This window comes from Amycolatopsis sp. TNS106 (genome assembly GCF_019330265.1).
GTDB lineage: Bacteria > Actinomycetota > Actinomycetes > Mycobacteriales > Pseudonocardiaceae > Amycolatopsis > Amycolatopsis lurida.
This window is the reverse complement of record NZ_CP024972.1, coordinates 4,699,987-4,715,016: the sequence shown is the minus strand read 5'-3', so window position 1 is coordinate 4,715,016 and position 15,030 is coordinate 4,699,987. Positions and strand designations below refer to the sequence as shown.

The following is a 15,030-nucleotide window of genomic DNA, read 5'->3' as shown; positions in this document are numbered from 1 at the left end:
TGCCTTACCGCGCCCGCCTTCAATACCGTCGCCGCACCACCAGCTTCGCGAGGGCCGCGAGCTCGGCGCCTGGGCGGGGCACCGGGTTCGCGACGGCGAGATGGTGCAGCGCGCCGGTCAGGAGCGCGTCGGCCTGCTCCTGACTCCAAGCCCGGCCGCCCGCCCGTTCCACCAGCTCGGCCGCGTGGGGCAATTCCGCGGCTTCGAGGTTTTCCTTGCGGTACAAGACATCCAGTTCTCGCCCGGCTTCCGTCCCCGAATGGAGCGCGGCCACCACCGGCAGGGACTTCTTCCGGTTGGACAGATCCGAGTGGACCGGTTTCCCGGTCACCGCCGGATCGCCCCAGATCCCGAGCAGATCGTCGATGTGCTGGAACGCCAGCCCGAGTGCCCTCCCGTACTCGGTCAGCCGGTCGACCTGATCCTGCCTCCCTTCCCCGGCCAGCGCCCCGAGCGTGCACGACGCCCCGAGCAACGCGCCGGTCTTCCCTTCGGCCATGCGTACGCATTCGGCGGTGTCGACGTCACCGCGTTCCTCGAACTTCAGATCGGCGCTCTGGCCTTCCAGGAGATCGATCACGGCGCTGCTGAGCACCCGCAGCGCGGTCTGCCCGAACGGGGACAGCACCTCGAAGGCCCGGCACAGCAGGGCATCCCCGGCGAGGATCGCCGCGCCGGTGCCGAAAACGGTCCACGCCGTCGGGCGGTGCCGCCGGGTGGTGTCGGAGTCCATCACATCGTCGTGCAACAGGGAGAAGTTGTGCACCAGCTCCACCGCGACCCCCACCGGCACGGCGATTTCGGCGTCCCCGCCGACCGCCTGCGCCGACAGGAGCGCCAGCGCGGGCCGCAACGTCTTCCCGCTGTCCGAAGTGGACGGACGTCCGTGTTCGTCCCACCAGCCGAAGTGGTAGCCGGCGATGAGCCGCATCGATTCGGGCAGGCCGTCGACGGTCTGGCGCAGGGCCGGGTCGAGCAGCTTCCGGCTCCAGGTCAGCACTTCACCGGCGGGCCGGGCTCCGGTATGGGTCTCGGTTGTCGTCAACGGACTCCCTTTCGATCGACCCGGTGAACTGCTGTTTTCGCAATTCGTCGCTACTCATTCGAGTGGGGCATTGGCAAAGTCAACATAGCAAGGGGTAATGCCCGGACAAACAGCTCGATCGGGTCTGCGAAGAGGTTCACCTGTTTGCCGGACTGCTCCGGATGCGTGGCCTGGAGACGGCCGTTCGGGTGCCGGAGCTGCGCGAAATGCGGGTATGCGACGGCGTCGGTGACGTCTCGTGGTGGCCGCTCACTCGGTCGTGAAGCCTGGCTCTCCGACCGGTGATGCGCCTTTCCGGCGTGTATCGGAAATTGTTTCGAGCGCTGAGAAATTGGGCCGAGCCGGTGAAGGCAGGCCGGGCTTCTTCCGCCACTGGTATGAATTGATTCAACCGGCCTTTTCGCCCGTGGAAGTGTGAACTAGCTTCAGCAGTCTCCGTGGGAAGGACTCGAATGGGTATTTACCTGACCGGCATCGCCTGGGTCGTCGGCGCGGCGGCCATCGCGTGCTTCGTCGGCTACCTCGTCCGCCGGTTCGGCTGGGACGAGGGACGGCCGGACAACAACGACGCCGCCGGTCAGGTGTTCACCATCGTCGGCGGACTGCACGCCGTCCTGGTCGCGTTCATCCTGATCTCGCTCTTCGACTCCGCGAGCGCGGCGCGCGAGGGCTCGTACCACGAGGCGGACAGCCTGGTCGCCGCGGTCTGGGCCGCCGATTCGCTGGGGACCGAGGTCAAGGACGAGGTGCGGAAGCTGAGCGCGGAGTACATCACCACGGTCGAGCAGAAGGAGTGGCCGCTGATGGCCGGGGGACAGACGAATATCCCCGATCGTGGCTGGGTGCAGCTCGACAGCTTGCGCAAGGCGGTGGACAGGGCCCCGTCGGACGACGACTGGATCCGTGAGCGCAAGGCCGAGGCGGCCACCCAGCTCTGGCAGGTCTACGAGGCCAGGCAGGACCGGCTCAACGCGGTCGAGGGCAGCCGGGTCGGCAGCGTCGTCTGGTTCGCGCTCATTCTCGGCAGCCTCATCTCGGCGCTGCTGCCCAACCTGTTCGGTGGCACCCGGCTGGCCGCGCACCTGGTGATCGTGTCCACGCTGGCAGGAACGGTCACGTTGCTGCTGTTCGCGATCTACCAGCTGCAGAACCCGTTCGGCGGCGGGGTGCGGATCCCGCCGGACGCGTTCACCTCCGCGCTGGCGAGGATCTCTTGAGCCGGTGAGCACTGTGGACCGGGTGACGCGGTCGGCGGCGACGGTGGCCGTCGCCGGTCTGGTGGGGGCGTCGGCCTTGCTGGCCCCGATGGCCGCACATGCCGCCGAGTCCTGCCTGGTGGTGCAGGCGGAGACCGGGTCGCACGGGAAGTCGAAGCTGCGCTGGCTCGACGCCGGATCGGGGGCCACTTCGCGGGTGACCGAACCGGGCTACCGGCTCAACGCGCTCGGGTACTCCGCGACGCGGAACCTGGTCTTCGGTGTCGCGGAAGGACTCAGCCGGGGCGCGCACGCGGTGACGATCGACCAGGACGGGAAGACCCAGGACCTCGGTCCGATCACCCGCGCCGGGAACCGGTTGCCGTTGTGGAGCCCCGTCGCCGGGGTGACCGCCGGCGCGATAGGCGGGAATTCCTGGTATCTGCTCAGGAACGGCACACTGTACACAGTGGACTTGTCGCCGGGGGAGCGGTACCTGCGGGTGATCGGGACGGTGTTCCTCCGGCCGATCACGCTCGCCCACGACGTCAACGATTTCGCGTACCACAACGGATTGCTCTACGGCGTGTCCACCACCTGGCGGGGGAAGGGCGCCGTGATCACCATCGATCCGGTATCCGGCAAGGTCCGCGAAGCCGAAGACGCGCGTTTCCCGCCCGCGGACGTCTACGGTTCGGTCGTGCTCGGTCGCGACGGCGCGCTGTACGCCACGGCGAACCGGATCGGCGGGCGCAGCGTGCTCTACCGCCTCGACCGGAGCGGGCAGGTGACCGTGGTGCGTTCGGGCCCGCCGCTGGCGGGTTCGGACGCCGCGGGCTGCCTCACCGCGCCCGAACCGCCGAAACCGGAGCCGCCCAAGCCGACTCCGACACCCACGCCCTCACCCACGCCGACGCCCTCACCCACGCCGTCTCCCAGCCCGTCTTCCACGCCGTCGCCCAGTCCCTCTTCGTCGCCGAGTCCTTCGCCGACTCCCTCGCCGACGCCGTCGAGCCCGGCGTCCACGCCGGCACCCAAGGTGGTCCCGCCGCCCGCTCCCGTGCCGAAGCCGTCTCGTTCGGCCGCGCCCCGGGAACGGAAGGAGGAGGCGGCGGAGACCGATTCCCTCGCCCGTACGAAGGAGAAACGGCGGTGGGGATTGACGGCGCTGGTGCTGATCCTCGGCGGTGGCGCGGCGGCGGCGGCCGCCGTCCGGCGGGGCCGGTGAGTCAGTACTTGAACTGGTCCACGTTCTCGCGCGTGATGAGCAGCGGGTCGCCGAGGAGCACGGTCTTCGTGTCTTCCTCGTACTTGATCGCGGGGAGTTCGAGGTTGACCTTGTTCGACGGGCCGAGCCGTTTGCCCTCGGCGATCTGCTTGCCCGCCCACGCGGTGAGGTAGCCGAGCGATTCGACGTTCCACAGCACCGACAGCGACGCGGAACCGTCCAGCAGGTAGGGCTTGATCGCCTGCGGCGTCCCGACGCCGACGGTGAAGACGCGGCCGATCTTCTGCTGTGACCGCACCGCCTCGGCGACCCCGGGCGCGGACGTCGTGCATTCGCCGACCAGGCCGGTGAGGTCCGGGTACTTGGCCATCAGCCCTTTGGCCAGCGCGGTGGCGTTGTCCTTGTCCTCGCCGGCGTAGACCGTTTCGACGAGCTGTGCATGGGGGTACTCCGTAGCCGTATAAGCGCGCTGGACGGCGATCCACGCGTTGAGGTTCTCGGCGGTTTCGCCGCAGGAGACGATCGCGTACTTGCCCGCGTTCCCCATCTTCTTCATCAAAGCGTCGGTGAGCGCCTTGCCGATGCCCTCCGGGGTCGCCTGGTTGACGAAGAGCTCGCGATCGGTGCCGGGCGCGTCGGTGTCCGAAGTGATCACATGGACACCCTTGGCCCGCGCCTCGGTGATCACCGGCGCGATCGCCCTGGGATCGTTCGGCGCGATCGCGATGACGTCCACCTGCTGGTCCACGAGGCCGCGCATGATCGTGACCTGCGCCGCGGGCTCGACCGTGGCCGGGCCGGTCGAACTCCATTCCACACCGAGCTGCTTGGCCGCGGCCTGCCCGCCGGTGTTCATCGCCTCGAAGTACGGGATGCCCGCGACCTTCGGCACGAAGGCGATCCGGATCGGCTTCGCCGCCGTCTCCGCCGGTTCTTCACCACCGCCACAGCCGGTCAGCCCGAACACCATGCCCCAAGCGAGCACAGTGGCAACGACGAGCGTCTTCGTCGGCCCTCGCATCTCCACCCCATAGTCACGGAACTACCTGAACCAGCCGATCGGTCTACGCGCGGTGGAGACCTCCGGCGAAACTAGGGGTGTTCGGTTACCCCGGTCAACCGGATGAGCGCAAAGGGTTACGGAAGTGAGTTCATCGACCTGGGCTGATTACCGGGTCGGCCTACGGAGGTGACTTTGAGTGATCGCGAGACGTGGATCACTGAGCCATATATACGGGTGGGGGGTATGGTGTCCGCATGAACGAGACACGGCATGGAGCAAGCTGGTCGATGGCGGCCTCGGCGACCCTGCACTGCCTCACCGGCTGTGCGATCGGTGAGGTCCTCGGCATGGTGATCGGTACGGCGCTCGGTCTCGGCAACGTGGCGACGATCATGCTCGCGGTGGCGCTCGCTTTCGTCTTCGGCTACGCGCTGACCATGCGCGGCGTGCTGAAGTCGGGCCTGTCGTTCGGCACCGCGCTCAAGGTGGCGCTGGCGGCCGACACCGTGTCGATCGCGGTCATGGAGATCGTCGACAACGGGGTCATGCTGGTGGTTCCGGGTGCCATGGAAGCCGGACTGGCGAGCCTGCTGTTCTGGGGTGCGCTGGCGTTCGCGCTGGCCGTCGCGTTCGTGCTGACGGTGCCGGTGAACAAGTGGATGATCGGGCGCGGGCTGGGGCACGCGAAGGTTCACGCGCACCACGGCGGGCATGGCGACCACAGTGGTCACGAGAGCCACGAGGGACACGGTGGTCACGAGGGGCACCACGCGCACTGAGCGCCCTTCGCTGCACGAGTCGCGGAAGGTCGGAAGTCGGACCGCCACTCCGCACCACTGAAACCTGTCCGTGAAGGCCTCCTTGAGGGACCCAGAGTCCCTCAAGGAGGCCTTCACGGACCCGCAACGCCCCGAAGGCCGCCACCCGTCGTCAGACGCTCGACAGGTCGATCGCCCTGTCGATCTCCTTCGGCATCAGCACCCGCAAAAGACCTTCCAACAGGTAGTAGTCGGCGTAGGGTAGCGAAACCTCGATGCCGTCCTCGGCGCGGCGGTTGCGGGTCCCCCGTGCCACGATCGCCTCGGCGCGAGTGGACTTCGTGGTCAGGCAGGTGTCGCACAACGCGGTGAGGATCCGGATCGCCGCCTCGCGGTAGTGCGGCCGGTTCGCGACCTTCGCCAGGTCGAGCAGGCCGCACGCCATCACCGCGCCGGCGGAGGAATCCTTGATGTCGTACGGCGCCTGCGGTGCGAGGTAGTCCCACACGGGCACGTTGTCGGGAGTCAGCGCGCGCAGCGCGAAGTCGGCCAGGCGTTGCGCGGTCCGCAGGAACAGCGGGTCGCCGGAACGCCGGTACATCGTGGTGAATCCGTAGATCCCCCACGCCTGTCCGCGCGACCAGCAGGACGCCGGGCTGTAACCCTGCACGGTGTTCGGCCCGATTTCGGCGCCCGTTGCGGGATCGAAGTCGAATACGTGCGGCGTCGAGCCGTCCGGGCGCAGGAAGACCCGCTCGGTGGTCTTCGCGTGGGCGACGGCGATGTCGAGGTACTTCCGGTCACCGGTCTGCTTGCTCGCGAAGGCCAGCAGATCCAGGTTCATCATCGTGTCGATGATGACCCGCCCGGCGTTGTTCGGGGTGTCGAGCGCGCCCCACGCCCGGATGAACTTCCCTTTTTCGTTGTAACGCTGGATGAGCGACGCGGCGGCGGTGAGCGCGCCGGTGCGCCATTTCTCGTCGCCGGTGAGCCGCCAGCCGGTCACCCACGACGGGTAGAAGAGGAATCCGAGATCGTGGTCCCGCGTCTCGTGCTGGCGCGGTGCGAGCTTTTCCGCCGACGCCATGGCGAGGGTGCGGAATTGCGGATCGCCGCTGTGGATCGAGGCGAGCCACAAAGTGCCCGGCCAGAATCCGCCGATCCAGCCGCCGTTCTGCGAATAGGTCCATTTCTCGAACCGGGTGATCTCCGGAAAGGCCGTCACGCCGGGAGCGACGGCTCGCAACTTGGCGACCGCGTAATCGGCCGTTCGGCGGAAAGTCCTCAGGCTGTCGGTCGTTTCCGCGGCCGCGCCGGCGGCCGGGGTGATCGTCGTCGCCGCGACGGCGGCAATGCCGGGAACATGCGTCAACAGGGTTCGCCGGGAAACGCTCACAATGCCCGCCATTCGTCAGTGGGAAATGCGTCACGGGAGTTTCGCACGACGATGAAGGGATTGTGAAGACCGTTCATGGTTGTGAATAAAAGGCTCACTCAGTGGGACGGATGTTCGCGTTGTGCCGGAACACGTTGTCCGGGTCGTACACCGCCTTGATGGCGGCCAGCCGCGCGTATTTCTCCGCGCCGAACGCCGTACGCACCCGGTCTTCGTCGTATTCGTTCATGAAGTTCAGGTAGCCGCCGTGGTTGTTGGAATGCGGCAGGAGCTCCTCCCACAGCCTCCGCGCCCAGACGCGATCCGCCGCCAGGAGTTCCGGCGTCGGGGCGGTGGCCGCCATACCGACGACGAACCCGGGCGTCCGCGGCCCGCCGAACGCGGTCGCGTCGTCGTGCACCGTCGAGAACGTGTCCTGCAACGGCACGATCGGCAGCACGGTCGTCGGCGACGCCTTGTCCGGCAGGCGCGTGGCGATGACATCGATGATCTTTTCGGACAGCGAAGCGACGTAAAGCGACTTCTCGTAGGCGAGGATGCCCCGTGGCGCGGTCGGGTCGAGCAGCTTCTGCAGCTCCGCGTACGGCATCGGGGTGACCAGTTCGAACGCCGTGGGCAGCCCGCTCCGGATCCGCTCGACCAGCGGGCCGTGCCGTTCTGGGCCGTCGAATCCGGCGACGACCAGCGCGAGACCCGGCGCGAGATGGTGCTCCGGCGGGACGAACGGCGCGGGCGGCGCGTTGAGCCCGACGAGCATGGAGCCGGTGCCCGACGGCAACGACGCGATCACGTCCTTCGCGAAGCGCATCGCCTCGGGCGGGTCCGCCAATGTCCAGAAGAACATCCCGACCTCGGCGAGGCCGACCCGATGCAGCCGGAACTCGAATTCCGTGACCACACCGAAGTTCCCGCCACCACCGCGCAGCGCCCAGAAGAGGTCCGGATGCTCCGCCTCGGATGCCCGCAGGATCCGGCCGTCGGCCGTCACGACCTCCGCCGAGAGCAGATTGTCGATCGTGAGCCCGTGTTTCGCGGTCAACCAGCCGAAACCACCGCCGAGGGTGAGGCCGCCGACGCCGGTGTCGCTCACCGTGCCGCCGACCGTCGCGAGCCCGTGCCGCTGGGTCGCCTCGTCGACATCCGCCCACAGCGCACCGCCCCCGACCACCGCGGTGCGGGCGTCCGGGTCGACGGTGATCCGGCGCAGCCCGCCGAGGTCGATCACCAGACCGTCGTCGGCCACGGCGGAACCGCTGAAACTGTGCCCGCCGCCGCGCACCGTGATCTCGAGGCCCTTTTCACGGCCGAAGGCCAGCGCGGTGACGACGTCTTCGCGCGTGGCGCATTCGGCGACCACCGCCGGGCGCCGGTCGATGTCCCCGTTCCACACGGCGCGGGCGGCGTCGTACCCCGGATCGACGGCGGTGACCACCGTGCCGGAGAGCTTGTCGCGCAACGTGGTCGTTTCCGGCGGATTCATGCGGACCCCCTCAGGTCGTGGCTACCGCCCAGTCTCGATGGCGGGCGCCCCGGCCCCAGGTCCGCCCGCGCGGGAAAAAGGGCGGACGAAAGGGCGAAGGCCCGGCGTTATGGGGTACGCCGGGCCTTCGCGATCAGGGGTGCGTCACGAGCACTTGGGCGCCACCGGCAGGTCCGAGCCGGTCTGCAGGTAGGTGTCGGAGATGTAGTGTCCCGGGCCGATCCGGTCCCAGACGTTGCTGGTGCCGAACTTGCCGGTGACGGTCTCTCCCTCGACGTAGCATTCGATGTTGACCTTCGCATAGTTCGCCGCGAGGCCCTTGATGGCCGCCGAGGTGCTCGCCGAAGCGCGGACGTTCATCGGGTCGCCTGCCGTGCTCACCACGCCGGTCGGGCCGGAGCCGGTCCACAGGTAGGAGACGTTGACCCAGCCGTTGTCCGTCATCTTCAGGCCGTCCCAGAAGGTGCCGTCCGCGAGGTCGATACCGGCCGGGTTGGCCACCTTGCGGCCGAACTCGTCCTTGCCGCCGTTGTAGCCGTCCTGGTACGCCGCCTGCGCTTCGGGCTTGCCCTGCGGCAGGTTCTTCCACATCTGGCGGGTGGCCGACGGGTTCCAGTAGTCGTCCTTGGTGTTCCACGGGCCGACGTCCCACACCGGCGCGTACTCGCACCGGCTGTTGTCGGTGCGGCAGACGCGGACGGTGTAGTTGCCGGTGTTCTTCGGCGCGAGGCCGCGGCCCGAGGGAAGGGCGACGAAGTGGTCGCGGGACTTGATCACGTGGCCGTTGGCGGTGGTGCCGCCGACGAGGCCTTCGCGGGTGCCGTAGACCTTGTACGTCAGCGCGGCGGCGGCCGCGCCGATCGCGTTGGTCTGCGGGCCGAGCTCACCCTGAAGGGTGACGTCGCTGACCTTCGCGGTCACGCCGTCGGTCACCGTGCGCAGCCCGATGCGGACCTGGACCGTGGAGACCGAAGCGGACAGCTGGGCGGCGCCGCCCTCGGTGGGCGTCCACTCCGTCCAGTCCTGGGAGTTGAGCTTGCCCCGGACGTCGACCTCGACCTCGGTGCCCTTCGGCGCGTCGGCGGTCACCTGGGCGGTGACGCGGTTGACCGGCTTTCCGAGCTTCTGCTCGGCCAGCAGCAGGTATCCCTGGCTGCCGACGGAGTCGGGTTTTCTGTGCCAGGCGGCGTTTTCCAGGCTGAGCACGCCGTCGTGGCTGCGGACGTTGACGTCGTCTCCGTCCACAGTGGACAGGTCGGCGCGCCAGCTTCCTTCGGGCGTCGCGTTCGCGGGGCCGGCGGCCAGCGCGGTGACCGCCCCCATGGCCAGCACGGCCGCCATCACCCGGCGGGCCTTAACGGTCCGGACCATTCCGGTCTCCCTTCGAGCACTCTCGGTTGCTACGAAGGGAGCTTCGCCGGGGCGTGTACACGATCGATACAAACGCGATTCGGCACCTGGTTGCGGTGGGTGAACCCCGCAATCAGGTGCCGAATCGCGAAAAGGTCAGGCGCTCGCGGAGTCGTTGTACGAGGCTTCGGCCGATTCCTGCAGGCGCGACGCGAGTGCGGATTCCTGTGGGCGCGCGGAGAGTTCCCGCCACAACGCCAGCGCGCGCTCCGAATACGTCCGCGACCGCTCGGGCTGGCTCAGCGCCTCGTGCAGTTCCCCGAGCAGCTGGGACACCTCGGCCTCGGACCGGCGGTCCCCATTGCGCCGGTGCACGCTCAGCGAATTGACCAGCAGCAGCTGCGCGTGGGCCAGGTCGCCGCTGTGCAGGTACAGCTCGCCGAGGTTCTGGTTCGCGTAGCCGACGCAGTGGTCGTCGCCGAGTTCGTTGAAGATCGCGATGGCACGGTCGACCCGCTCGCGCGCACCCGCGAGGTTGCCCTGGTGCTGGCGCAGCATGGCGAGCCGTTTCAGCGCGTGCGCCTCGCGGTGCCGATCGCCGATGCGGGCGGACTGGTCGAGCGCCGCGGTGAACCAGCGTTCCGCGTCGGCGTACCGGCGCCGCGCCAGCCACACCGCGCCGATCGCGATGCGCGCGACGGCCTCACCGTGCGGATCGCCCGCCGCCGAGAACTGGTCGAGCGCCGCGTGACAGTGCTCCAGTGCGACGGTGTCCTCACCCTTGATCCGCAGCACGGTGCCGAGCCCGGCCAGCGCGATCGCCGCGCCCCGCGTGTCGCCGATCTTGTCGAACAGCAGTTGCGACTGCTCGAACGCGACCAGGGCCTCGGCGTAACTGTCCTGGTACAGCTGGATCTGCCCGAGATTGCGCTGGATGATCGCCTCACCGCGGACCTCGCCGGACCGGCGGGCGGCGGCCAGCGCGACGGCATGCGTGTGCATCCAGTCGTCTTGGTGACCGCGCTGGTCGAAGTACGGCGCCAGTGCGGCGGCTAGCCGCCAGGCCAGCGAGTCGAAGCCCAGATCGGCGGCCAGCGCGACGGCGGCGACGCAGGTGTGCCGCTCGGCGGCGAACCACGCGGCCGGATCCTCGATCAGATGCGCGGTGCCCGGTGGCAACCCGGGCTGGACGGCCGTGTCGTCCCGGTAGAGCCCGAAGAAATGGATCGGCATCCGGTCCGCGGCTTCGACCGCGAGCGCGAGATAACCCTCCAGCACCCGTTTCGTGGCGTCACGTGCCTTCGCCGGCACGTCCTGCGCACGGAGTTCGAGGGCGTAACACCGCAACAGGTCGTGCAGGCGGTAACGGGGCTCGCCGGTGGCGTCCGAGCCGCTGAGCTCGACCAGATGAGCGTCCACCAGCACATCGAGGACGTCCTCACCGTGCGTGCGGCCGAGCAGGGCCGCGACCACCCAGCCCGGGAACTGGACCGAGCCGAGCCCGCCGAGGCCGCGGAACGCGGTCGCGGCCGACATCGGCAGGAGGTCGTAGCTGAGCGTGACACTGGCCCGCACGGCGAGATCGCCGACGCGGAGTTCGTCCAATCTTCGTCTTTCGTCCCGCAGCCGGTCGGCCAGCACGCGCAAAGTCCAGCCCGGCCGGTGGGTCAGCTTCGCCCCGGCGACCCGGATCGCCAGCGGCAGATATCCGCAGTGGCGCAGGATCGCGGTCGCGCACTCCGGCTCCGCGGCGACCCTCTCGGTGCCGACGATGCCTTCGAGCAGCTTCGCCGCCTCGCCTTCGGACAGCAGGTCGACGTCGACGGGGGTGGCCCCGGCCAGATCCGGCATCCGGACCCGGCTGGTGACCAGCACCGCGCAGGAACCCGCGCCGGGCAGCAGCGGGCGGACCTGCGCCGCGCTGCCGGCGTCGTCGAGGACGACGCACATCCGCAGGGTCGCGAGCCGGGAACGCAGCAGCGCCGCGCGCTCGGGTAGATCACGCGGCAATCCCGCGTCGGGGACGCCCAAGGCGCGGAGCAACTCGGCGAGCACGGACATCGGGGGCCGGGGCGAGGACGACGTCCCGGCGAGGTCGACGTGCAGCTGACCGTCCGGGAAGTCGTCGCGGACCGCGTGCGCCACCCGGATCGCGACGGCGGACTTGCCGATCCCCGGCGCCCCCGAAAGCACCGCGATCGCGGGTTTTCCCTGTTCACGCCGGTCGTGGAAAAGTCCGACGAGCGCGCTGACCACCTCGTCGCGGCCGGTGAAGTCCGGCAGGTCCAGCGGCAGCTGGCAGACCGGCGTCATCGGCACGGTGAGGGCGGCGGCCACCGCGTCCTGGGTCGCGGACGGCGTGAGGACGAGTGAGGCCCGCAGTTCCCGCAGGCGTGGCCCCGGTTCGGTGCCGAGCTCGTCGGCCAAGACCTTCTCGGCCGTTTCGTAAGCCTCGATCGCGTCGGCCGTGCGGCCGTCGGCCCGCAGCGCGACGATCAGCTGCTGCCAGAGCTCTTCGCGCAGGGGGTGTTCGGTGACCAGGCCGCGCAGCTCGGCGACGGCCTCGGCGGTCCGGCCGAGTTCGATCCTCGCCCGCAGCCGCTGTTCCTGGACCGCGAGCCGCAATTCCGTCAGCCGGGCGACGGTCGCGCCCCAGCCGTGGTCGTGGGGGAGACCTTCGAGGACCTCGCCGCGCCACAGCGCTTCGGCTTGGTCCAGCAGGCCCAGCGCGGATTCGGCTTCCCCGCGGCCGAGCGCGTCCTGCGCGCGGGCGGCCAATTCGCCGAAGCGGATGTGGTCGATCTCGTCGGGCGCGGCCTTGAGGATGTAGCCGGATGCCCGGCTCCCGATGCGTTCCCCGAGTTCGGGGTCGTGGTCGGCGAGGCGTTTGCGGAGTGAATGGACGTAGGTGCGGATGTTCGCCGCGGCCGACCGGGGAGCGGACGAAGGCCACAGGACCTCGATCAGCAGTTCGGTGGAGACGACGACGTTGGGCTGGAGCAGGAGAGCGGCCAGCAGCAGCCGGGGTTTGGGCCCGCCGAGCGGCACCACCTGCCCGTCCACCGCCACTTCGAGCGGACCGAGAACGCGAAACCCGAGAATAGTCACCTAAACCGCCAATACGGCAGGAGCCCCATATCCGCCGATAATATTGCCGTCCCGCCATGGTTGGCTAGATCCATTCGCATGCATGTGCAGACAGCAGTCGGCGTTTGTACGTGATGTGTACGACGCCGGTCGACGCTGCGGTCATGAAGCGTTCAAGTGTCCGGCGGCTCGCCGGTTTCTTTCTCGTGCTGGTGACGGCGGGCGCCTTGGGCCTCGCCGGAGCCACTCCCGCACTGGCCGCGGCCACCGGGACCGTGAAGACGGCGGGTGACCCGCTGAACGTCCGCCGCGCCCCGAGCACTTCCGCGACCGCGGTGCGCACGGTGGCCAACGGCGCCACGGTGACCATCGACTGCCAGACGGTCGGGACCTCGGTCACCGGTCCGCTGGGCACCACGACGTTGTGGGACTACGTCCCCGCGCTCGGCGGCTACATCTCGGACAGCTACGTCTACACCGGCTCCGACCAGCGGATCGCACCCGACTGCGGAGTCGGTTCCGGCAGTGCCGAATGTTCCACCGGCGTTTGCGCGGGGGAGGGGCAGTTCCGCTCGTCGGACGCGCATTTCCTGGTCTACGACCGGAACGCCGACGGCAAGTCCGCCGTCGTCGCGTACTGGCTGAAGGGCGGCGCCGGCCCGTTCTACGTCTGGGCCTCCGGCGGCAACGGCACCCACGTCGACAAGGCCGTGCCGGTCGCGAAGGGATCGTGGGTCTATTACAAGGTCTGCGTCGCCGACGCCGCCGCCAATCCGGCGCTCGAAGCCTGTAGTGGCGGCATCACCGATTACGCCGCGTGAAATCCCTCCCCGTTCTTTCCCCACTTCGAAAGGTTGAATTTTCATGGGCCAGGTGAATCGGCGGGCGGTACTCCTCGGGGGAGCCGCTGCGGTTTCGGCGGCGGCGTTGTCGTCGACCGTGCCTTCGTGGGCGAACGCGAGAACGCTGGCGGCGGCACCCGCCATCCACGACCCGTTCCAGCTCGGTGTCGCCTCGGGTGACCCGCTGCCGGACAGTGTCGTGCTGTGGACGCGGCTCGCTCCCGCTCCGCTGAACCCCGACGGCTTCGGCGGCATGCCGGACGCTTCGTACACAGTGGACTGGGAAATCGCCAATGACCAGGCGTTCTCCTCGATCGCGCAGCGGGGAACCGTGACCGCCGCCCGTGCCTCCGGGCACAGCGTCCACATCGAACCGGTGGGCCTCGAACCGGGACGGGAATACTTCTACCGGTTCAAGACCGGCGGCCACATCTCGCCCGTCGGCCGGACGCGGACGGCGCCCGCCGCCGGCGCCGCGGTGAACCAGCTGAAGTACTGCTTCTCCTCCTGCCAGCACTGGGAGGAAGGCTGGTACCACTCGTACAAGGGCATGCTCGCCGACAACCCGGATCTGGTGCTGTTCCTCGGCGACTACATGTACGAGCGGAAATCCGGCCGCGCCGCCGCCGACCGGAATCCGCGCAGGCTCGCGTTCACCGAGGACGTGACGACGCTGGCCCAGTACCGCGCCCGGCACGCCCAGCACAAGACCGACGCCGACCTCCAGAACGCGCACGCGATGGCGCCGTGGGTCGTGGTCTTCGACGACCACGAGGTGATGAACAACTGGAACGGCACCGCCAGCCCGGCCACCGCGGAGCGCAAGGCCGCCGGTTTCCAGGCGTTCTACGAGAACATGCCGATCCGGTCGACCGCCAAGCCGAGCGGCGCGTCGATCCGCCTGTACCGGCAGTTCGGCTGGGGCAACCTCGCCCGGTTCCACATGCTCGACACCCGCCAGTACCGCAACGCGCAGGTGACCGACCCCTCCGGCACGACGGGCCCGTCGTGCACCGACATGCGCTCGACGTCGCGCAGCATCCTGGGCACGACGCAGGAGGCTTGGCTGCTGAAGGCGCTGGAGACGCATCCGGCGAAGTGGGACTTCCTCGGCCAGCAGGTCTTCTTCGCGACCCGTGACGGCGACGGCAACAAGGCGACCTGTGAAAGCCCCGATTCCTGGCAGGGGTACGAGGCTTCCCGGGACCGCATCGCGAAGGGCATCGTGGACCGCAAGGTGCCGAACCCGATCGTGCTGACCGGCGACGTCCACCGGCACTGGGCGGCCGACCTGCGCCGCGACTACTTCAACCACAGCGACCCGGTGTTCGGTTCGGAACTGGTGACGACCTCGGTCACGAGCAACAGCGACACCGCGACCGATCCGTCCTCGACGTGGCTGTCGCACAACCCGCACATCAAGTACTGCCGGGGAAAGCGCGGTTATGTCCGGGTGACGGCGTCGCAAACGCAGATGCGGGCGGACTTCATGACGGTTTCGGACACCACCGAGTACGACTTCTCGAAGGTGGTCCTCGCCGCGGACCGTTCGTACGTCGTCGAAGCGGGGAAGCCGGGCCTCCAGCGGGTGTGAGGCAGCGGCGGTTGGTCGTGGGGGTCGTGAGTGGTAAGTGTCGTTAGAACG

Annotated in this window: 11 protein-coding genes; 5 read left to right on the top strand and 6 right to left on the bottom strand. The window is 68.9% G+C overall.

The genetic code is table 11. The features are described from left to right. Positions 1-19: 19 nt before the first annotated feature. Positions 20-1,045 (bottom strand): family 2 encapsulin nanocompartment cargo protein polyprenyl transferase, encoded by a 1,026-nt coding sequence (locus CVV72_RS21150; RefSeq protein ID WP_219145454.1) that lies wholly within the window; start codon positions 1,043-1,045, stop codon positions 20-22. 452 nt (positions 1,046-1,497) lie between these two features. On the opposite strand from CVV72_RS21150, the gene CVV72_RS21145 reads away from it, so the two are divergent. Both CVV72_RS21145 and CVV72_RS21140 read left to right on the top strand, forming a co-directional pair. Further along, the gene (locus CVV72_RS21145; protein WP_219145453.1) at positions 1,498-2,262 is read left to right on the top strand and encodes a DUF4239 domain-containing protein; all 765 of its coding nucleotides are present in this window, start codon (positions 1,498-1,500) and stop codon (positions 2,260-2,262) included. Between the two features lie 4 nt (positions 2,263-2,266). Further along, a complete protein-coding gene (locus CVV72_RS21140; RefSeq protein WP_219145452.1) occupies positions 2,267-3,469 on the top strand; it encodes a serine protease in 1,203 nt (400 codons plus the stop codon). Between the two features lies 1 nt (position 3,470). Here the strand turns inward: CVV72_RS21140 and CVV72_RS21135 are convergent, their stop codons facing one another. Continuing rightward, positions 3,471-4,490 (bottom strand): autoinducer 2 ABC transporter substrate-binding protein, encoded by a 1,020-nt coding sequence (locus CVV72_RS21135; protein WP_370641803.1) that lies wholly within the window; start codon positions 4,488-4,490, stop codon positions 3,471-3,473. 236 nt (positions 4,491-4,726) lie between these two features. Here CVV72_RS21135 and CVV72_RS21130 point away from each other — a divergent pair, with 236 nt between their 5' ends. Beyond that, entirely contained in the window at positions 4,727-5,251 is a 525-nt protein-coding gene (locus CVV72_RS21130; RefSeq protein WP_255632195.1) for a DUF4396 domain-containing protein, read from the top strand. Positions 5,252-5,402: 151 nt separating this feature from the next. Here the strand turns inward: CVV72_RS21130 and CVV72_RS21125 are convergent, their stop codons facing one another. The 4 genes from CVV72_RS21125 to CVV72_RS21110 all read right to left on the bottom strand — a co-directional run bounded on the left by CVV72_RS21125 (position 5,403) and on the right by CVV72_RS21110 (position 12,564). After that, positions 5,403-6,626: a glycoside hydrolase family 88 protein gene (locus CVV72_RS21125; protein ID WP_219154044.1), complete on the bottom strand. Its 1,224-nt coding sequence runs from the start codon at positions 6,624-6,626 to the stop codon at positions 5,403-5,405. 94 nt (positions 6,627-6,720) lie between these two features. Next, positions 6,721-8,106 (bottom strand): FAD-binding oxidoreductase, encoded by a 1,386-nt coding sequence (locus tag CVV72_RS21120; RefSeq protein ID WP_219145450.1) that lies wholly within the window; start codon positions 8,104-8,106, stop codon positions 6,721-6,723. A gap of 144 nt (positions 8,107-8,250) precedes the next feature. Continuing rightward, entirely contained in the window at positions 8,251-9,477 is a 1,227-nt protein-coding gene (locus tag CVV72_RS21115; protein ID WP_219145449.1) for a hypothetical protein, read from the bottom strand. A 135-nt stretch (positions 9,478-9,612) separates the two neighbouring features. Further along, positions 9,613-12,564 carry a BTAD domain-containing putative transcriptional regulator gene (locus tag CVV72_RS21110; RefSeq protein WP_304511251.1) on the bottom strand — a complete coding sequence of 984 codons (2,952 nt, stop codon included), beginning with the start codon at positions 12,562-12,564 and terminating at the stop codon, positions 9,613-9,615. A gap of 143 nt (positions 12,565-12,707) precedes the next feature. Between CVV72_RS21110 and CVV72_RS21105 the strand changes: the two genes are divergently transcribed. Both CVV72_RS21105 and CVV72_RS21100 read left to right on the top strand, forming a co-directional pair. After that, positions 12,708-13,364: a hypothetical protein gene (locus CVV72_RS21105; protein ID WP_219145448.1), complete on the top strand. Its 657-nt coding sequence runs from the start codon at positions 12,708-12,710 to the stop codon at positions 13,362-13,364. 43 nt (positions 13,365-13,407) lie between these two features. Further along, positions 13,408-14,979, top strand: a complete 1,572-nt coding sequence (locus CVV72_RS21100) for an alkaline phosphatase (RefSeq protein WP_219145447.1) — start codon at positions 13,408-13,410, stop codon at positions 14,977-14,979. Positions 14,980-15,030: the final 51 nt, after the last annotated feature.